Raw genomic sequence first — 19,889 nt, 5'->3', positions numbered from 1 at the left:
GACGCGGCGAGTGAGGGCGCCGCGAAGGACTACTGTGCGTCGCAGCTCTTGAGCAGGGGCGCGTGCAGCCGCTCGGCGAGAACCCGGCGCTGGGTCGGCTGCGCCTCGGTCTGCCGGTGCAGGCCGGCGTCGGTGAGCCGGACGTTCACGGCCCGGCGGTCCTCGGAGCACATCAGCCGCTCGACCAGTCCGGCGGTCTCCAGCCGGCCGATCACGCGGGAGAGCGCGCTCTGGCTCAGGTGCACCGACTTCGCGATGGTCTGCACCTTGGCGGACTGCTCGGGCAGCTCGGCGAGGCGCTCGAGCACCTCGTACTCGCTCATGCCCAGGCCGTGGCTCGCCTGCAGCTCACGGTCGAGGGCGCAGGACAGGTCGGCGTGGCGGGCCAGCAACTGGCGCCACTCGCGGACATCGGCGCTGGTCTCACCAGTCCCAGCGCTGACCTTCGTCTCGGTCATGCCGGCGACATTATCATGCACACGCATTCAATGCAACTGCAATTAATGCCTGGACATTAGATGCACGTGCATGCAATGCTCTCTTCTCGTGACACAGACAACGCACACCACACCACCGGCCGGCATGACCTGGGACGCGCGCCTCTGGGGCGCCCTGCTCGTGGTCTGCGGCGTGATCTTCCTCGACGGCCTGGACGTCTCCATGGTCGGCATGTCGCTGCCCGCGATCGGCGACGACCTCGGCGTACCGCTCTCGTCGCTGCAGTGGGTCGTCACCGGCTACGTGCTCGGCTACGGCGGACTGCTGCTGCTCGGCGGCCGGACCGCCGACCTGCTCGGCCGCCGCCGGGTCTTCCTGGTCGCGCTGGCCGTCTTCGGCGTCGTCTCGATGCTGAGCTCACTGGCCACCAACCCCGAACTGCTCATCGCCGCGCGGTTCGTGAAGGGCGTCGCCGCCGCGTTCACCGCGCCGGCCGCGCTCTCGATCATCACCACCACCTTCCACGAGGGCCCGGACCGCAACCGCGCCCTCGCCATCTTCACCACCTGCGCCGCCAGCGGCTTCTCGATGGGCCTGATCCTCGGCGGCGCGCTGACCGAGGTCGGCTGGCGCTGGACCTTCCTGGCCCCCGGCCCGGTCGCGCTGATCGTCTTCCTGTTCGCGCTCAAGCTGATCCCGAACAGCCCGCGCGACGACGCGGCCGGCGGCTACGACGTCCCCGGTGCGGTGACCGTCACCGCCGGCATGCTGTCGCTGGTGTACGCCGTGGTCGGCGCGGAGCACGCCGGCTGGGCCTCGGTCCAGACGATCGGCCTGTTCCTGCTGGCGGCGGTGCTGCTCACCGCGTTCGTGGTGATCGAGCGCCGGACGAAGCACCCGCTGGTCCGGCTCGGCATCCTGCGCAGCCCGTCGCTGCGCCGGGCGAACCTGGCCATCCTGACCGTCTTCGGCGCGTACGTCGCCTTCCAGCTGGTCGGCACGCTGTACCTGCAGAACCTGCTCGGCTGGTCCTCGTTCGAGACCGCGCTGGGCTTCCTGCCGGCCGGCCTGCTGGTCGCGACGCTGTCCCCGAACGCAGGCAAGCTCGCCGACCGGATCGGCACCGAGCGGATGATCGTCGCCGGCATGGGCCTGTTCGTCGTCGGTTACGCGCTGAGCCTGCGGATCGGCCCGGAGTCGGCGTACTTCTCCACGGTGTTCCCGACCATCATGCTGATCGGCCTGGGCTTCGCGATCGCGTTCCCGGCGCTGAACATCCAGGCGGTGTCCGGCGTCCCGGACCACGAGCAGGGGCTTGCTTCGGGACTGTTCAACACCTCCAACCAGGTCGGCGGCGCGCTCGTGCTGGCCATCGTCACCGCGGTGATCGGCGCACAGTCGGCCGGGGTGACCACCGAGGCCGGGATGCTGTCGGCGTACAAGCCGGCGCTCGCGGTGGTGACCGGCATCGCGGCGCTCGGTCTGGTCATCGGACTGACCGGGCTGCGCGGTCTGCGGGCCCGCCGGGAGGCGGAGGCCGCCGAGGCCGCCGAGCTCGCGGCGGTTCAGCGGGAGCTGGCGGCGGAGGAGATGACGCCGGCCGTCTGAGCTGACGGCAACAACCGGCTCGTGCGCGAGCCGTGCACTCCATAGAGACAGTGCGGGTCACGGGCTACTCCGCCGTGACCCGCACTGCTGCGTCCGGCCCGACCTGCGGTGCGGGGTGTCATCGCCGCGCGGGTTGGGCACCAGGACAGCAGCATCCCGTCGCCGCCCGATCGGAGTACACCGTGGTCTGCAGTCTGCTTGTCGCGCCCCTCGGGAGCGCCGGAAGGGTGGGCTGACGATGGCCGACCCGGCCGGAAACGGCAGTCTGCTGGCGAAGCGGTACCGGTTGCTCGGTTCGCTCGGCCGCGGTGGCATGGGCATCGTCTGGCAGGCGCGCGACGAGGTGCTCGGCCGCGAGGTCGCGGTCAAGGAGGTCCTGCTGCCGCCGGAACTCCCCGCGGAGGGGCAGGCGGTACTCCGCCAGCGGACCCTGCGTGAGGCCCGTTCGGCGGCCCGGCTGAGCCACCCGAACGTGGTCACCGTGTACGACGTCGTCGAAGAGGACGGGCGGCCGTGGATCGTGATGGAGCTCGTCCGCTCCCGCACGCTCGCCGACGCGATCCGCGAGGACGGCGCGTTGCCGTGGCGAGACGTCGCCGGCATCGGGGTTCAGGTGCTCGCCGCGCTGCAGGCCGCGCATGCCGCCGGGGTCCTGCACCGGGACGTGAAGCCGAGCAACGTGCTGCTGGCCGAGGACGGGCGGGTCGTGCTGACCGACTTCGGCATCGCCAGCTTGGAGGGCGACACGTCGCTGACCCTGTCCGGAACCTTGGTGGGGTCGCCGGCGTTCATCGCGCCCGAACGGGTGCAGGCGCACGGGGCCGGTCCGGAGTCGGACCTGTGGTCGCTCGGCGCCACGCTCTACACCGCCGTCGAAGGCCGCCCGCCGCACGACCGCGGCGCCGCCCTTCCCACGCTGACAGCCGCTGTCACCGAGCCGCCCGATCCTGCGCCGTCGGCGGGCCCCCTCTGGCCGGCCATCGACGGCCTGCTCCGCAAGAAGCCGGCGGAACGCATCGACGCCCGCGAGGCGAGTCGCCTGCTCCACCAGGCCCTCAACACCCGCAACCAACCGGCCGCACCGACGCCGCCCGTCAACCCGACCCCCGACAGCGGCCAACGCACCCGGGTGCTGCCGGTTCCGCCCAACATCACCCGCGGTCCCGATCCCGCAACCCCAACCGCAACCCCAACCGCACCGCCTGCCGCTGCAGGTGCCGCCGTGGGTTCCGCTGCGGCCGGTGCCAGTGCGTCCTCTGCGCCAGTGGACGCCTCCACAGCTCCGGCGACGGACACCGCCGCGGCCGGTCCGGCAACCGGCGCGGGCGACGCGGGGCGGGACGCCAGCACGCCTCCCGAGATCGAGGCAGCTTCCAGACCTGCCGACGCCGCGGCTCCCACGCCTGAAACTGCGGCTGCACCTGCAGCCGCCGAATCGCCGGCTGCGGGCACGGCTCCAACGCCCACCGGCGGGGCCGTGCCTCACGCGGCGCCCGCCGGTGCACCTCCGTCCGGCCCGCCGGAGTCCGATGCCTCGCGCTCAACCGGCGATGGCGCAGTACCGCCTGCTGCGGCTGCCGCTGCGGCTGCAGGTGCAGGTGCCGGTGCCGGTATGCCGTCCGCTCCCACAGAGGCAGCCGCGCCGCCTGACGACTTCGGCTCGCCCTCCAGTCCCGCCAACGCATCCGCCGGTACCAGCGCGCGTGCTACAGCAGCCGGCGCCGAAGCCGGCGTCGCTCCGGCGTCCGCCGACGCTCGGCCAACTGCCGATTCCCCGTTCGCGCCGACGGATGCTGGTGCGACTCCAGTGCGCACCGGCGGGGCCGCGCCTCCCGCGCCCGCCGGTGCGCGGGTGGCCGGCGAATCGCCGTTTGCTCCGGCGGCTGGTGCAGCGGCGTCGCCGCCGGCTGTCGGCACCTCGGGTGCGGCCGCCGGCTCAGGTGGTGGGACGCCTGCCGCGCCTACCCAGGCTGCGGGTGGGAAGCGGCGGTTGGGGCTGGTGCTGGTGGCCTGTCTGGTGGTGGTCGGAGCGGTGGTCGGGTGGGTGTTCAGGCCCACCGACGACCCCGGGAGCAACACGCCGGAGGCGGGTGGAAGTAGCAGTCCGGCGCCGCAGAGTACGGGTGTGAGCAGCCCGGCTCCGTCGGCGACTGCGACGGGTACGCCGTCGGCGAGTACGACAAGCAAGCCGGCCACGACCCCGCCGCCGGCGACGACGAGCAGGCCCTCGACGACCCCCAGCACGGCACCGACCACGCCGCCGACGACCGTGCCGACGACCGGCGGAGTGCCGGCTGGGTATCGGCGGCACACCGACGCGACCGGCTTCTCGCTCGCGGTGCCGGCGGGATGGACGGCACGGCGGAACGGCCAGCAGGTCTCGTTCCGGGAGCCGGGCGGTTCCCGCCTGCTGCTGATCGACCAGACCGACCAGCCCAAGGCCGACCCGGTCGCCGACTGGCAGCAGCAGGAGCGGGCGCGCCGGGACGGGTACGCGGGCTACCGGCGGATCCGGATCGACGCGGTCGACTACTTCGACAAGGCGGCGGACTGGGAGTTCACCTACGCGGCTGGTTCCGGGCGGCAGCACGTGCTGATCCGTGGGGTGGTGACGAGCCCGAACCAGGCCTACGGCATCTACTGGTCGACGCCGGACTCCCAGTGGGGCGAGAGCCAGGCGATGCTGCGCACGTTCACCGAGACGTTCCGGCCGGCGTCCTGATCCCCTCGAGCGCGGCGGCACCCCGCAGACGCGGTTCGGGAGAGTTCGGGGCGATCCCTTATTGGTTTGCACCCGTCCGGGTGCTGGACTGGAGGGCATGAGCAACCAGAGCGACTACGACCGCCGGGTCAAGGGCATCCTCGACCGGGTCGCCCAGGGCCACCTGTCCAGCGACGAGGCCGCGACCCTGATCGCCGCCCTCGCCCCTACTCCCACCGCCCCGGTTGCCGACCAGCCGCCCGTCCCCGGCGCCACCACACCGTCCGGACCGGCAGCCGGTACGCCGGACGCCGGGACTGCGCCGACGGGTGCCTCCGACGGGGACCCGACCGGTACGTCGGGAACGGGTCCGACCGGTACGACCTCCGGCGGCGCATCCGGCTCCGGCGCCGACGACACCCCGTCGGCATCGGTGTGGGCCGAGGTCGTCGACTCCCCGGACGCCGCCGACACCGCGCCCGCGCCGAAGCCCAGCGCCGGCCCGTCGAGCTCATCCGCTCCGACAACCGACCCCCAGGGCGCCCCCGGCGGCGCCGCGTCGGACGCTCCAGGCGGCTCTACCCCCGGCGCGCCGACCGCCGGCTCGGAGGCGTCGAGCACCCCCGGTTCCACGAACTACTCGGCGCATGTGCCGAGCGGTCTGGACGCCGCGAACGCCGCCGACGACGTACCGGACAGCGTGGTCGACGACGGCCCGGTCGGCCCCCCGGCCGCACCCGGCGCAGCTGACAGCGGCACCTCCAGCGCAGGCGACGCCGGTGCGGGCACGTCCGGCCCCGGCCAGTCCGGCGCGGGTTCCGCAGGCACCGACGACGCGATGGGCGCGGACGACGTCGAGGAAGAGGTCGAGCACAGCAACGTGCCGATGCCGGCGGGGGTTCGCCGGGTGACGATCCGCGCGGTCGGGCGCCGGGTGCGGTTGATCGGCGAGCCGGCGATCACCGGCGTCGCGGTGGATGGGCCGCACGTGATCAAGCGGGACGGGGACACCCTGGCGATCAACAGTGACGGTGACATGGGGGTGTCGATCGACGGATTCAGCATGCTGCGGAACCGGTCGGTCGGCGATCTCAAGTCGCACGTGAACGGCTTCGCGAAGGAGCTGTCGATCCGGGTCAACCCGACGCTCGAGGTCGAGGTCGAGGTGACCGGCGGCAGTGTGGTCGCCGAGCGGCTGCCGGGCCTGACCCGGGTCCGCGTCACCGCCGGTACGGCGAAGGTGACCGACGTGGACGGGCCGATCGACCTGCTGGTCCAGGCCGGTTCCGCGCAACTGGACGCCCAGGTGACCAAGGGCCGCTCGCGGGTCCGGGTCGAGTCCGGCACCGCGACGGTGAACCTGCGCCGCGGGTCCGACGTCCGCGTGCACACCGAGTCCCAGCTGGGCAAGGTCAGCTGGACCGGCGCCGTCACCGGTCAGTCGAAGGACGTGGAGATCGGCCGGGGCCGCGCCGCGCTCGACGTCGAGGTCCTCGTCGGCACCGCCCAGATCAGCGCCGACTGACCCTTGCGGCAGGCAGTGCCAAGAGTCAGCGTCTGCCAGCTCCGCCGAACAGCGCGGAGCTGGCAGACAGCCCTAGGCCGGCTCGAAGTGCGAGTCGGGGATGGTCCTGAGGGTTCGGTAGGGGGAGAACAGCAGCCAGCCGGCGCCGAGCAGCGTGGCGGCGCCGGCGATCCACAAGGTGGGGCGCAGCCCGAAGGCGGTGCCGAGCACGCCGCCCAGCAGGCTGCCGATCGGCATCGCGCCCCAGCCGACGAAGGACATCGTCGCGCTGACCCGCCCCTGCAGGCCCGCCGGACAGACGCGCTGGCGGGTGCTCACCTGCAGGATGTAGCCGACGATGATGCAGGCCGCGGCCAGCAGCGTCGATCCGACGTACCAGGCCAGCGCCCAGCCCGGCCCGGTCATCGCCTGCAGCAGGAACGCCACCCCGAGCCCGATCGCCGCCAGCAGCTGGGCCCGCGCGTCGCCGATCCAGCGACTGACTCGCTCGGTCAACGCCGACGCGGCGAGGGCGCCGAGCAGACCGATCATGCTGAGCAGACCGATCGTGCTGGGGGACAGGTGGACCTCCCGGACCAGGAAGACCATGATCACCGCCGAGGCCGCGGCCTGGAAGAGCATCGTCGTCGCCGAGTTCAGCGCCAGCGGTCGCAGCAGGGGATGCCGGAACACGTACCGCAGCCCTTCGCCGATCTCGCGCCGCAGGTTGGGCCGTTCGGGCGGCACCGGCCGGGGTTCCGGCGTACGGATGGAGCACAGCCACAGCGCCGACCAGAGAAAGCCGAGCGCGTTCAGCCCGATCGTGACCGCCGCCGACAGCCACTGCACCAGTACGCCGCCCGCCCCTGCGCCGATCACCGCGGCGACGGAGTGGTTGGCGGCCAGTCGCGCGTTGCCCGGCAGCAGCTGATCAGGCAACAGCAGCCGCGGCGGGTAGGCGCTGTGTGCCACGTCGAAGAGCACGGTCAGCAACCCGCCGAGTGCCAGTACGACGTACAGCTGCGCCAACCCCAGTACGCCGAACGCGGCCGCCACCGGGATCGACCCGAACAGCACCGCCCGGCCGAGATCCGCTGCGATCAGTACCGGCAGGCATCTCACCCGGTCGACCCACGCCCCGGCGAACAGTCCCAGCACGAGCCAGGCGGCGGTCTCGCAGGTTCGCAGCAACGACACCTGCAACGTCGAGGCGTCGAGGGTGAGCACCGCGAGCAGCGGAATCGCCATCATGCCGAGCCGTCCTCCGAGCTGGCTCAGCAGATCGGCGATCCAGAGGCGGCGAAAGTCGGCATGGCGCAGGATGGCTCGGCTCATGTCCGGGACGGTAGACCGCAGAATTGAGCCTTGTCGACTCAATGTCAACAAAGTTGAGTCGACCTGACGCAGGTTTACGCTGGCAAGTAAGTAGTTGCAGTGACTTATATAACTGCTAACGTACGTGCTTTGCATCACATCTGCGAAAGGGGCGGCGGGATGGCTGCTGTCGAGGCGACCGGCCTCGTGAAGACGTTCAAATCCCGAAAGAACACGGTGAAGGCGCTGGACGGCATCGACTTGGAGGTGCCGGAGGGGACCGTGCTCGGCCTGCTCGGGCCGAACGGCGCCGGCAAGACCACCACGGTGCGCGTGCTGACCACGCTGATGGCACCGGACGAAGGAAGTGCCCGGGTGCTCGGCCACGACGTGGTGAAAGAGGCCGACACCGTCCGGCAGCTGGTCGGGCTGTCCGGCCAGTACGCCGCGGTCGACGAGCTGCTCACCGGCCGGGAGAACCTGTGGATGTTCGGCCGGCTCTACCGGTTGAGCAGCCAGCAGGCCAAGCAGCGGGCCGACGAGCTGCTGGAGATCTTCGACCTCACCGAGGCCGCGGACCGGATCCTCAAGACGTACTCCGGCGGTATGCGCCGCCGGCTCGACCTGGCCGGCTCACTGATCGCGCACCCGAAGGTGCTGTTCCTGGACGAGCCGACCACCGGGCTCGACCCGCGCAGCCGGCTCGACCTGTGGAAGATCATTCGCGACCGGGTCAGCGAAGGGGTGACGATCCTGCTCACCACGCAGTACCTGGAGGAGGCCGACGAGCTGGCCGACAGCATCGCGGTCGTCGACCACGGCTCGGTGATCGCGCGCGGCACGGCCGACGAGCTGAAGGCCAAGGTCGGCGGTGAGCGGATCGAGGTCGTCGTGCACGACCCGGACGCCACCCGGCACGCGCTCGACCTGCTGACCGCGGCGCTGAACGTGAGCGACCCGGACGCGACCACGATCGACGAGCACAACAAGCGGATCACGCTGCCGGCGCCGGGCGGGTCGGCAGCCCTGGTCGAGGTGATCCGCACGCTGGACGGCGCCGGTCTGCGGATCGCCGACATCGGCCTGCGGCGGCCCACGCTGGACGACGTGTTCCTGTCGCTGACCGGGCACGCGACCGACAACCCCGACACCGTGGCCGACGAGTCCGCCGCGATCGCGACGAAGGGACGGGCATGAGTACGACGAACGCGCCGGACGCCGGCGCGAGCACCAGCGACAACCGGTTCGGCCGGGCGGTCACCGACGCCGGGATCCTGGCCTGGCGGACGCTGAAGCGGATCCCGCGCACGCCGGACATGCTGATCTACGCGACGATCCAGCCGATCATGTTCGTGCTGCTGTTCGCGTACGTGTTCGGCAACGCGATCCCGATCCCCGGCTTCCCCGGCGCACGGGCCTACCGGGAGTTCCTGATGTCCGGGATCTTCGCCCAGACGATGGCGTTCGCGGTCGCCTCGGCCAGCGTCGGGCTCGCCGACGACATGTCCAAGGGCCTGATCGACCGGTTCCGGTCGCTGCCGATGGCGCGGTCGGGGGTGATCGCCGGGCGGGTGATCGGCGACGTGGTGTTCAACGCGTTCGTGATGCTGGTGATGGTGGTCTGCGGCTTCATCGTCGGCTGGCGCTGGCACAACGGCTTCGGCCAGGCGCTGGCGGCGTTCGCGATCCTGCTGCTGTTCGCGTTCGCGATGCTCTGGGTAGGCGCGCTGATCGGGCTGTCGGTGGGCAGCCCGGAAGTGGCCGCGTCGGCGGGACTGATCTGGCTGTTCCCGCTGACCTTCCTGTCCAACGCGTTCGTGCCGACGCCGAACCTGCCGAGCGGGCTGCAGCCGATCGCGGAGTGGAACCCGATCTCCTCGATCGTCGCGGCCTGCCGGCACCTGTTCGGCAACCCGTCGCCGTTCGCCAGCCCGGACGGCTTCCCGGCCCAGCACCCGGTCTGGCTCAGCCTGATCTGGTGCGCGGTCATCATCGGCGTCTTCGCCCCGCTGGCGGTCCGCAAGTACCGCCGGGCCACCGGGCACTGACGCGGGACCCGGGCGCCGGCCGCTCGCGAACGCAGCGGGCGGCCGGCGTACGGGCTGAAAGCTGGAAAACAACAGCGCCCCGGTGGACTCCACCGGGGCGCTCTTGTGCGTTTGTGTCCTAGCCGGTGAAGGGCTCCGCGGCGACGATCTCGACCGTCACGTCCTTGCCGTTCGGGGCCTCGTAGGTGGCCTTGTCGCCCTTCTTCTTGCCCATGATCGCGGCGCCGAGCGGGCTCTGCGGGGAGTACACGTCGATGTCGACCGACGTGTCCAGGGCGAGCAGTTCGCGGGAGCCGAGCAGGAACGTCTCGACGTCGTCGTCACCGGCGAACGTGATGGAGACCTTCATGCCGGGCTCGACGACGCCGTCGTCCTTCGGGGTCTCGCCGACGCGGGCGCGACGCAGCATGTCCTCCAGTTGACGGATCCGGGCCTCGATCTTGCCCTGCTCGTCCTTGGCGGCGTGGTAGCCGCCGTTCTCCTTGAGGTCGCCCTCGTCCCGGGCCTCGCTGATCCGCTGGGTGATCTCGGCGCGGGCCGGGCCCTTCAGGTGCTCGAGCTCGGACTTCAGCTGGTCGTAGCCATCCTGCGTCAGCCAGACAACGCTGTCCTGAATGTTCTGCGTCACGGGCTGCTCCTCGGGTCGTGGGATGGGTAGAAAAGCCTCTGGCCGCCGTCGTCGACGGCGACCAATCCTCTGAGCGTAGCAAGAACGGCCCCGGAACCCCACAGTTCCGTGCCGTCTCAAAAAGCGGGCAGCTGTGCTCGCTTTTCGATTGCCACCGGCCGATCACCGAGCACCTGTCCGTACTGCGGACGTTCTGTCCCGGCCACCGGTTACCCCGGAGCGGCGTCCCAAGCCTAGTGCGGCCGGGCGTTGCCCGGGGTCGTGCAGCCGATCAGCACCACCGACGTGGCCGTGCGCTGCGTGCTCAGCGTCGCCGGCAGAACCTGCTTGCGCGCTGAGTCGGCAGGCACTGTGAGGGTCAACTCTCCGACGATCGAGAAGTCGGCGGCCTTGGCCTGCAGCCGGCAGGACGCCTCGACGGACTTGCGCCGCTCGACCTGGACGGTCGCGGTGGCGGAGGTGTCCGAGGTGACCGAGAAGGTCAGCAGCCGGGACGACACCTCCGGCGTCGACTGGATGTAGGCGACCCGGAGCAACCAGGCCAGCGCGACCGCCGCGAGCACGCCGATCACCACCAGCAGCAGGGGTCGGCGGCCGCGCGGCGTACGGCCGTAGCGGGCGTCCAGGTCGGTCGCGGCTGGGTCGGTCAACGGGTCTCCTCGGGCTTGGAGGACCATTGTGTCTTGTGACCGAAGATCTTCGCCTGCTGCATGTCCATGCCCACCCCGACGACGAGTCCAGCAAGGGCGCCGCCTCGACCGCCCGGTACGTGGCCGAAGGCGTCGACGTGATGGTGGCCACCTGCACCGGCGGTGAACGTGGCTCGATCCTGAACCCGAAGATGGACCGGCCCGACGTGCTCGCGAACATGGCCGAGATCCGCCGCCGCGAGATGGACGCGGCCCGCGAGATCCTGGGCATCCGGCAGGAGTGGCTCGGCTGGGTCGACTCCGGGTTCCCCGAGGGCGATCCGCTGCCGCCGCTGCCCGAGGGCTGCTTCGCCGCGCAGAAGGTGGAGGACGCCGCCGCGCCGCTGGTGAAGCTGATCCGCGAGTTCCGCCCGCAGGTCGTCACGACGTACGACGAGAACGGTGGCTACCCGCACCCGGACCACGTGATGTGCCACCAGATCACCGTCGCCGCGTTCGAGGCGGCCGGGGACCAGGACGCCTACCCCGAACTGGGGGCGCCGTGGCAGCCGCTGAAGCTGTACTACCACCACACCTTCCACCGCGAGCGGATGAAGGCGCTGCACGACGCGATGCTGGCCCGCGGCCTGGAGTCGCCGTACGCCGAGCGGCTGGACGACTGGAAGCCCGATCCGGAGAACGAGCGCCGGATCACCACCCGGGTGGAGTGCGCGCAGTACTTCGGGGTGCGCGACCGGGCGTTGCTGGCGCACGCGACGCAGATCGACCCTGACGGCGCGTGGTTCGCCGTACCGCTGGAGGTTCACCAGGAGGCCTGGCCCACCGAGGACTACGAGCTGGCCCGGAGCCTGGTCGAGTCGGAGATCCCCGAGAACGACCTGTTCGCGGGGCTGCGCTGACGGCGGGTGGGGACAGTGAGACACTGGCCGGGTGACCGCGACGACCCTTCTTCCGACGACCGTGCTCCCGATGGGCGAGATCGACCCGAACACGGTCAAGCCCGGATGGATCGCGCTGCTCATCGTGCTGGCGCTCGGTGCCGCCACGGTGCTGCTGTGGCGCAGCATGGCCAAGCAGCTGAAGAGGATCGACTTCGACCCCACCGATGGACGGACCACTCCCGCGGACGCCACTGCGGACGCCCCAGCACCGTCCGGCGACCAGCCGACGGAGCCCAGCTCACCGGCCCCGGCTGGCGCTGCCGCTCCGACGACGACTGACGAGGCCGCCTCGGGTCCGGACCGCGGACGCGCTCGGGAGTAGTTGCTGCGGCAGGGTTTCTCGACCGAACGCGGGTCGATGCCGAGGGCAATGATCGGCCACGGCACGTCACGTTTCGGCCACCGTGCGCCACGCCGGGGTCGCGACCGGGTGTCGCGTGCCCCCGACGTGAGCTAGCTCACCTATAGTGAGCGCGTGTCCAACCGTGCCGAGGGCGGGATCGCTCAGTGACCGCGACCCGCGCCGCCCGGCACCGGATGCCCGGACGCCTGGTCGCGGGTGGTCTCAGTTCGATGGCGGTCGCGTCGCTGGCCCTGGTGGTCGCGCTTTACGCCGCCGACAGTGAACCGCGGGACCAAGGTCTGGGCATCGGTGGTCCGGGCGAGTTCGTGCACTGGCTGCTGCCGTTCTTCCGGCTGCTGACCACGCTGGCGACGGTGGGCTGCGCGGGCGGGCTGCTCGCGGCCGTCGTGCTGCTGCGCACCGACGGAGGTCCGCTCGGCACGCAGGGCCGGCGCGCGGTGCGCGACGCCGGCAACGCCGCGGTCATCTGGGCCGTCGCCGCGTTCGCCGGCGCGGTCGTCACCGCGGCGATCCTGCTGAACACCCCGGTCAACCTGCTGCGCTACCGCCTCGACGACGCGCTCGGCGTGCCCGAGGTCAAGGCCTTGCTGATCACCGGCATCCTGGTCGTCGCCGTGGCCGTCGGCGTCCGTCAGGTGCAGACGGCGTCGGCCGCCGGCCTCGGCGTACTGGTCGCGGTGACCGCGCTGATCCCGCCCGCGCTGACGGCGTACCCGCGCAACGAGGCGTACGTCGTCGTCGCCGGCGCGGCCCTGGTCCTGCACGTGATCGCCGCCACCAGCTGGGTCGGCGGCCTGGCCGGCCTGGTCCGCTACGGCCGCGCCAGCCGCGACGGCCTGCCGTACGTGCTCGAGCGCTTCAGCCAGGTCGCCCTGATCTCCTCGATCACCGTCCTGGTCAGCGGCCTGCTCAGCGGCGCCGGCCGCCTGGCCGCCCGCGCCGGCGGCTTCGACGCCGTGCCCGGCATCCTCACCACCGACCCGTACGCCGCCCTGCTGCTCGCCAAGACCGTCGTCTTCGCCGTGCTCATCCTCGGCGGCTGGATCCACCGCCGCCAGGTCGTCAGCAACCTGATCGAACCCGGCCCCCGCTTCTGGCAACTCGTCGCCGCCGAGCTGCTCATCATGTCCGCCGCCCTCGGCCTCTCGGTCGCGGCCTCCCAGGCCATTTGACCCGCACCTGGCCGGGCGGCTGTTTGGGACCTGGCGGCCTGTGCAACCGTGGGGGTATGGCTGGCAACGAGCTGAGCACGTCGACTTCGCCGTACCTGCGGCAGCACGCGGACAACCCGGTGGCGTGGAAGCAGTGGGGAGAGGCGGCGTTCGCGGAGGCGCGGGAGCGGGACGTGCCGGTGTTCCTGTCGGTGGGGTACTCGGCCTGCCACTGGTGCCACGTGATGGCGCACGAGTCGTTCGAGGACGACGCGACGGCGGCGTACCTGAACGAGCACTTCGTCTGCGTCAAGGTGGACCGGGAGGAACGGCCCGACGTCGACGCGATCTACATGGAAGCGACCGTGGCGATGACCGGGCACGGCGGCTGGCCGATGTCGGTGTTCCTGACGCCGGCGGGGGAGCCGTTCTTCTGCGGCACGTACTTCCCGCTGGACCCGCGGCACGGGATGGCCAGCTTCCGGCAGGTGCTGGAGTCGCTGGTGGACGCGTGGCGGACCAAGCGGGAGCAGATCGACGGGATCGGCGCATCCGTGGTGCAGCAGCTCGGCGCCCGGCAGCCGGCCGTCGGGGAAGCGGTCGACGCGGCGGTGCTGGACCGGGCGGTCGCGCTGCTGCAGGGGGACTTCGACCCGGTGGACGGCGGGTTCGGGCAGGCGCCCAAGTTCCCGCCCTCGATGGTGCTCGACTTCCTGCTGCGCCACCACCGGCGGACCGGGTCGGAAGAGGCGCTTGCCATGGTCACCCACACCTGCGAGCGGATGGCCCGCGGTGGCATGTACGACCAGCTGGCCGGCGGGTTCGCGCGGTACAGCGTGGACAAGCAGTGGATCGTGCCGCACTTCGAGAAGATGCTGTACGACAACGCGCTGCTGCTGGACGTCTACACACACTGGTGGACGGTCACCGGTTCGCCGCTGGCCGAGCGGGTCGCGCTGGAGACGGCCGACTTCCTGTTGGCCGAGCTGCGCACGCCGGAAGGTGGTTTCGCCTCCGCGCTCGACGCCGACACCGAAGGCGAGGAGGGACGGTACTACGTCTGGTCGCCCACCGAACTGCGCGAGCTGCTCGGTGAGGACGCCGACTGGGTGATCGAGCTCTGCGACGTCACCGGGACCTTCGAGCACGGGACGTCGGTGCTCCAGCTGCGCAGCGATCCCGACGACCTGGACCGCTGGAACCGGATCCGCTCCGTACTGCGTGACGCCCGCGCGCGGCGGACGTACCCGGGCCGCGACGACAAGGTCGTTGCCGCCTGGAACGGACTCGCGATCACGGCACTGACCAGGGCCGGGCTGGTGCTCGACCGGCCCGAGTACGTCGAGGCGGCGGTGAAGGCGGCGGAGCTCGTCCGCGACGTGCACGTCGACGGTTCCGGCCGGCTGCACCGGACCTCGCGGGACGGCGCGGTGGGCACGGCGCACGGCGTGCTGGAGGACTACGCGGCCTACGCCCAGGCTTGCTTGACGTTGCTGGCGGCAACACGGGACGACAGTTGGCTGACCCTGGCGCAGCGCCTGCTGGACAGGGTTCTGCAGCAATTCGTTGCTGATGGCACGTTCTTCGACACGGCGGCCGACGCGGAGACGCTGGCCTGGCGGCCGCAGGACGCGACGGACAACGCCAGCCCGGCGGGTGTGTCGCTGGCGGCTGAGGCCTTCAGCACGCTCGCGTCGGTGACGGGGGAGGCCCGTTACGAGCAGGCTGCCGACCAGGCGCTTGCCGCGTCGGCCGCCATCGCTGCCCGAGCTCCTCGGTTCGCCGGCCGTGCGCTGGCGGTCGCCGAGACGCTGCAGTCCGGCCCGCTGGAGATCGCCGTCATCGGCGCCGAGGATGTTGCCGCGGGCGACGGGCAGGAGCAGGTCACGCAGCTCGTGCGGACCGCCTTGGCCAGTGCGCCCTGGGGGACGGCCGTCGTCCAGGGCAAGCCTGGGTCCGACGTGCCGCTGCTGGCCGGACGGGGCCTGGTCGACGGCCGCGCCGCGGCGTACGTGTGTCAGAAGTTCACCTGCCGGCTGCCGATCGTGTTGCCGGAAGACCTTCGCGGGGAGCTGAGCACCGCCCGCTGACAACGCGGGCCAGTGCGGGTTTTCCCTGTCGTTTCGGGACATTCCCTTGACTCCGCACGCCCTGGGGCGGAGAGTCCTCCCTCAGTCGGATGTAACAGAACTCGCATGTACTGACACACAGTGTCACACGTGAGCAGTGGCACTGCTGGGCCAGCACGTCCGGCGTCCCCAACTGAATTGGTCGTTGCGCCCAAACAGCGACCACACCGTGAGGAGATGTTGTCTTGAAACGACTGACATCAGCAGGGGCGGTGGCCGTCGTCGCAGCTGCGGGTCTGGCTGCGTCGTTCACCGGCACGCCCGCCGGAGCCGCCGACCGGACGGCCCCGCTCCCGGCATCCGGCTTCAACGAGCCGGCCGCCGTCCAGGCCGAGACCGCGCTGACCGCGCGGACGGCCGCAGCGCTCGGCATCGCCGCCGGCGAGAAACTGCACCCCCGGGGCGTGGTGAAGGACCCGGACGGCACCGAGTTCGTGCACTACGACCGGACCTACAACGGCCTGAAGGTCGTCGGCGGTGACCTGATCATCAAGCGCAAGGGCGCCACGATCGCCGGCGTGACCTACAACCGGGGCGCCAAGAACATCGGGGTCGCGTCGACGAAACCGACGCTGACGCAGGCGGCGGCGCTCAGCAAGGGGGCGAAGGCCGCCGAGTTCAAGGCCACCAGCACCAAGGGCGCGCTGATCGTCTTCGCCGCCACCGGCAAGCCCGTGCTGGCCTACGAGGTCGTCACCACCGGCGTGAAGGCCGACCAGACGCCGTCGGTGCTGCACACGTTCGTCGACGCCAGATCGGGCGCGGTGCTCGCCCAGGACGACGAGATCAAGACCGGCACCGGCAACTCGATGTACTCCGGCACGGTGTTCATCGGCACCTCGGGCAGCTTCACGATGTCCGACCCGACCCGCGGCGGCAGCCACACCACCGACCTGAACGGCGCGACCTCCGGCACCGGAACCACCTTCACCGACCCCGACGACACCTGGGGCAGTGGCACCACCGCGAACCGGCAGACCGCCGGCGTCGACGCTCACTTCGGCGCGCAGCTGACCTGGGACTACTACAAGAACGTGCACGGCCGCAGCGGCATCTTCAACAACGGCCAGGGTGCGCGGTCCCGCGTGCACTACGGCAACGCCTACGTGAACGCGTTCTGGGACGGCACCCAGATGACGTACGGCGACGGCGCCGGCAACGCCCGTCCGCTGACCTCGATCGACGTGGCCGGCCACGAGATGAGCCACGGTGTCACCGAGGCGACCGCCGACCTGAACTACTTCGGCGACGCGGGCGGCCTGAACGAGTCGACCTCGGACATCTTCGGCACCGCGGTCGAGTTCTCCGCCAACAACTCCTCCGACCCGGGTGACTACCTGATCGGCGAGAAGATCAACATCAACGGCAACGGCACTCCGCTGCGCTACATGGACAAGCCGAGCAAGGACGGCCGCAGCTACGATTGCTGGAGCAGCGCGGTCAGCGGCGCGGACCCGCACTACTCCTCCGGCCCGCTGAACCACTGGTTCTACCTGGCCTCCGAGGGCACCGGCAGCAAGGTCATCGGCGGGGTCACCCACGCCAGCACCGCCTGCAACGGCGCCACCATCACGCCGGTTGGCCGCGACGTCGCCGCCAAGGTCTGGTACCGCACGCTGACCACGAAGCTGACCTCGGGCAGCACCTACCGCGACGCCCGCGAAGGCGCGATCAACTCGGCCAAGGAGTTGTACGGTCCCGACTCGGCGCAGTGCAAGGGCATCGAGGCCGCGTTCTCCGCCATCTCCGTGCCGGCCGGCGCCGCCGCCTGTGGTGGCACCGAGCCCGAGCCGCCGACCGGCACCAACCGGCTGCTCAACCCCGGCTTCGAGTCGGGCGCGGTGAACTGGACCGGGACCACCGGCGTGATCACCAACAGCACCTCGAAGCCGGCTCGCACCGGTTCGTACAAGGCGTGGCTGCAGGGCAACGGCCGGTCGAGCACCGAGAACCTCGGCCAGTCCGTCGCCATCCCGGCCACGGCGACCGCGGCCAGTCTGTCGTTCTGGATCCGGATCGACACCGCGGAGACCACGGCGTCCACGGTCTACGACACGGTGAAGGTGCAGATCGTCGACGGAGCCACCACGACCACGCTCGGCACCTTGTCGAACCTGAACAAGAGCAGCTCCTACGTGCAGAAGACCTTCAGCGTGACGCAGTACAAGGGCAAGACGGTCACGGTCAGGTTCGTCGGCCAGGAGGACGCGTCGCTGCAGACCAGCTTCGTGATCGACGACGTGTCGCTGGTCGCCGGCTGATCGCACCGGCCGTCCCGCTGTGATCCAGGCCGGGGCGCACAGCCGCCGCCCCAGGCTGTGCGCCCCGGCCTTCGGCTGTCCAGATCGCCCCCAGTACAGCGCCTTTGTGAGGCAAAGGAGTCCCCCGTGCGCATGTCCCCGCCCAGAACCTTCCTGTCCGCCGTGCTCGGCGCCGCGCTGGTCGGCACCGTCCTGGTGCCGGCCACGCCGGCCACCGCCGCCGAGTCGCCTGATCTGTCCGTCACCAACGCCAAGGCCCATCTCGACCAGCTGCAGTCGATCGCGACGAGCAACGGCGGCAACCGCGCCACCGGCCGGCCCGGGTACCGCGCGTCCGCCGACTGGGTGAGGTCCAAGCTCGACGCGGCCGGCTACACCACCACCCTGCAGTCCTTCTCCACCTCGGCCGGTACGTCGTACAACGTGATCGCGGAGTGGCCGCGCGGCGACGCCAACCACGTCGTGATGGCCGGCGCGCACCTGGACAGCGTCAGCTCCGGTCCGGGCATCAACGACAACGGCACCGGCAGTGCGGGCGTGCTGGAAGCCGCGCTGGCGTACGCCGCGAGCGGCCAGACCCCGCGGAACCGGCTGCGGTTCGGCTTGTGGGGAGCCGAGGAACTCGGCCTGGTCGGATCGAAGTACTACGTGAACAACCTGCCCGCCGCCGACCGGGACCGGATCGAGCTGTACCTGAACTTCGACATGATCGGTTCGCCGAACCCGGGCTACTTCGTCTACAACGACAACCCGGCCGGCAACGCGGCGCGCGACGACCTGACCGCCTACTTCACCGGCCGGGGCGTGCAGACCGAGTACGTCGACGTCCAGGGCCGGTCCGACCACGCCGCCTTCCGGTCGCTCGGCATCGCGACCGCCGGCACCTTCTCCGGTGCCGAGGGCATCAAGACGTCGGCGCAGGCGTCGAAGTGGGGCGGTACCGCGGGGCAGGCCTACGACCCCTGCTACCACCGGTCCTGCGACACGATCAGCAACCTCAACCTGACGTCGCTGGACCGCCAGCTCGACGCGATCGGCCACATGGTCTGGACCTACGCCCAGAAGGACTACGGCAGCACGAACCCGCCGACCGGCACCAACCGGCTGCTCAACCCCGGCTTCGAGTCGGGCGCGGTGAGCTGGACCGGGACCACCGGCGTCATCACCAACAGCACGACCAAGCCGGCGCGCACGGGCTCGTACAAGGCGTGGCTGCAGGGCAACGGCCGGTCGAGCACCGAGAACCTCGGCCAGTCGGTGGCGATCCCGGCGACGGCGGCCGCGGCGACCCTGGCGTTCTGGATCCGGATCGACACCGCTGAGACCACGGGCTCCACGGCGTACGACACGGTGAAGGTGCAGGTGGTCGACGGTACGACGACGACCACGCTGGCGACGCTGTCCAACCTCGACAAGTCCACGGCGTACGTGCAGAAGAGCTACGACGTGACGCAGTACAAGGGCAGGACGGTCACGGTCAGGTTCGTCGGCCAGGAGGACGCGTCGCTGCAGACGAGCTTCGTGATCGACGACGTGTCGTTGGTCGCAGGTTAGGGAGTACCCCAAGTCCCCGCCTGCTGCGCGGACTTGGGGGCCACGCCCTAAACCGGCTTGCAAAGTTTCCCCGGCGCAGCGGCCGCCTCGGTGAGCAGCTTGGTCACCGGGGCGGTCAGCGGCCTCAGACGTGGGTCCTCCAGCCGGGCGAGGCCGCGGCCGGAGGCGACCGCGATGATCATGTCGTCGGGGTGCCGGACGGTCGGCTTGGTCGAGCCGACCGCGGTCCAGTCGACCTGCTGCACCGCGTCGGTGAGCTCGGTCAGCAGGCTCGCGTCGACCCGGCACTTCACCGGGTCCTTGCCGCGGCGGCTGACGGTGGCGACGCCGTCGGTGCCGATCACCACCCGGTCGTCGAAGCCGGCGAAGCCGCCGGTCCGGGTGACGGTCAGCGGCAGCGCACCGCCGGTCGGCGTACTGCTGGAGGGCGCCGTGCTCGGGGCAGGACTCGTTGGCGCCGGGCTGGACGGGCCGGGGCTGGGGGTGCTGCTGGGGTCGGTCTCGTCGCCGCACCCGGTCACAACCAGGCCGGCGAGCGCGGCGACCGCGGCAAAGCGAAGATTCCTCACACCCTCCTGCATACCCGTTTCCGGGGGCT

General features: G+C 71.1%; 16 protein-coding genes. 11 read left to right on the top strand and 5 right to left on the bottom strand.

The genetic code is table 11. The features are described from left to right. Positions 1 to 29: 29 nt before the first annotated feature. Positions 30 to 458 (bottom strand): MarR family winged helix-turn-helix transcriptional regulator, encoded by a 429-nt coding sequence (locus tag KFLA_RS27890; RefSeq protein ID WP_041289516.1) that lies wholly within the window; start codon positions 456 to 458, stop codon positions 30 to 32. Positions 459 to 546: 88 nt separating this feature from the next. On the opposite strand from KFLA_RS27890, the gene KFLA_RS27885 reads away from it, so the two are divergent. The 3 genes from KFLA_RS27885 (at position 547) to KFLA_RS35995 (ending at position 6,272) form a co-directional block, all read left to right on the top strand. After that, on the top strand, positions 547 to 2,046 hold the full coding sequence (locus KFLA_RS27885) for an MFS transporter (RefSeq protein ID WP_012923182.1): 1,500 nt from the start codon (positions 547 to 549) through the stop codon (positions 2,044 to 2,046). Between the two features lie 238 nt (positions 2,047 to 2,284). Beyond that, complete coding sequence (locus KFLA_RS36000; protein ID WP_012923181.1) at positions 2,285 to 4,768, top strand: serine/threonine-protein kinase; 2,484 nt, start codon at positions 2,285 to 2,287, stop codon at positions 4,766 to 4,768. Between the two features lie 97 nt (positions 4,769 to 4,865). After that, positions 4,866 to 6,272, top strand: a complete 1,407-nt coding sequence (locus KFLA_RS35995) for a hypothetical protein (RefSeq protein WP_012923180.1) — start codon at positions 4,866 to 4,868, stop codon at positions 6,270 to 6,272. A 72-nt stretch (positions 6,273 to 6,344) separates the two neighbouring features. Here KFLA_RS35995 and KFLA_RS27870 read toward each other — a convergent pair whose 3' ends face one another. Beyond that, positions 6,345 to 7,586, bottom strand: coding sequence for an MFS transporter (locus KFLA_RS27870; protein WP_012923179.1), 1,242 nt, complete (start codon positions 7,584 to 7,586; stop codon positions 6,345 to 6,347). A gap of 159 nt (positions 7,587 to 7,745) precedes the next feature. Between KFLA_RS27870 and KFLA_RS27865 the strand changes: the two genes are divergently transcribed. Together KFLA_RS27865 and KFLA_RS27860 are read left to right on the top strand one after the other, a co-directional pair. Next, positions 7,746 to 8,762, top strand: a complete 1,017-nt coding sequence (locus KFLA_RS27865; protein WP_012923178.1) for an ATP-binding cassette domain-containing protein — start codon at positions 7,746 to 7,748, stop codon at positions 8,760 to 8,762. Next, entirely contained in the window at positions 8,759 to 9,613 is an 855-nt protein-coding gene (locus KFLA_RS27860; RefSeq protein ID WP_012923177.1) for an ABC transporter permease, read from the top strand. The genes KFLA_RS27865 and KFLA_RS27860 overlap by 4 nt, the downstream gene beginning before the upstream one ends. A 118-nt stretch (positions 9,614 to 9,731) precedes the next feature. On the opposite strand, the gene greA is transcribed toward KFLA_RS27860, so the two are convergent. Together greA and KFLA_RS27850 are read right to left on the bottom strand one after the other, a co-directional pair. Next, complete coding sequence (gene greA / locus KFLA_RS27855) at positions 9,732 to 10,241, bottom strand: transcription elongation factor GreA (RefSeq protein WP_012923176.1); 510 nt, start codon at positions 10,239 to 10,241, stop codon at positions 9,732 to 9,734. Between the two features lie 233 nt (positions 10,242 to 10,474). Further along, on the bottom strand, positions 10,475 to 10,891 hold the full coding sequence (locus KFLA_RS27850; protein ID WP_012923175.1) for a DUF4307 domain-containing protein: 417 nt from the start codon (positions 10,889 to 10,891) through the stop codon (positions 10,475 to 10,477). 35 nt (positions 10,892 to 10,926) lie between these two features. On the opposite strand from KFLA_RS27850, the gene mca reads away from it, so the two are divergent. The 6 genes from mca to KFLA_RS27820 all read left to right on the top strand — a co-directional run bounded on the left by mca (position 10,927) and on the right by KFLA_RS27820 (position 19,291). After that, positions 10,927 to 11,790: a mycothiol conjugate amidase Mca gene (mca, locus tag KFLA_RS27845; protein ID WP_041289515.1), complete on the top strand. Its 864-nt coding sequence runs from the start codon at positions 10,927 to 10,929 to the stop codon at positions 11,788 to 11,790. Positions 11,791 to 11,821: 31 nt separating this feature from the next. Then, complete coding sequence (locus KFLA_RS27840) at positions 11,822 to 12,154, top strand: hypothetical protein (protein ID WP_041289514.1); 333 nt, start codon at positions 11,822 to 11,824, stop codon at positions 12,152 to 12,154. A gap of 185 nt (positions 12,155 to 12,339) precedes the next feature. After that, complete coding sequence (locus KFLA_RS27835; protein WP_041289513.1) at positions 12,340 to 13,368, top strand: copper resistance D family protein; 1,029 nt, start codon at positions 12,340 to 12,342, stop codon at positions 13,366 to 13,368. A 56-nt stretch (positions 13,369 to 13,424) separates the two neighbouring features. Continuing rightward, positions 13,425 to 15,437, top strand: coding sequence for a thioredoxin domain-containing protein (locus tag KFLA_RS27830; protein ID WP_012923171.1), 2,013 nt, complete (start codon positions 13,425 to 13,427; stop codon positions 15,435 to 15,437). Between the two features lie 251 nt (positions 15,438 to 15,688). Continuing rightward, a complete protein-coding gene (locus tag KFLA_RS27825) occupies positions 15,689 to 17,737 on the top strand; it encodes a M4 family metallopeptidase (protein ID WP_012923170.1) in 2,049 nt (682 codons plus the stop codon). 132 nt (positions 17,738 to 17,869) lie between these two features. Further along, positions 17,870 to 19,291 carry a M28 family metallopeptidase gene (locus KFLA_RS27820; RefSeq protein ID WP_041289512.1) on the top strand — a complete coding sequence of 474 codons (1,422 nt, stop codon included), beginning with the start codon at positions 17,870 to 17,872 and terminating at the stop codon, positions 19,289 to 19,291. A gap of 47 nt (positions 19,292 to 19,338) precedes the next feature. On the opposite strand, the gene KFLA_RS27815 is transcribed toward KFLA_RS27820, so the two are convergent. Beyond that, the gene (locus tag KFLA_RS27815; RefSeq protein WP_237706615.1) at positions 19,339 to 19,860 is read right to left on the bottom strand and encodes a hypothetical protein; all 522 of its coding nucleotides are present in this window, start codon (positions 19,858 to 19,860) and stop codon (positions 19,339 to 19,341) included. Positions 19,861 to 19,889: the final 29 nt, after the last annotated feature.

It is taken from the genome of Kribbella flavida DSM 17836, from assembly GCF_000024345.1.
Classification (GTDB): domain Bacteria; phylum Actinomycetota; class Actinomycetes; order Propionibacteriales; family Kribbellaceae; genus Kribbella; species Kribbella flavida.
This window is presented reverse-complemented; position numbering and strand designations above follow the sequence as displayed.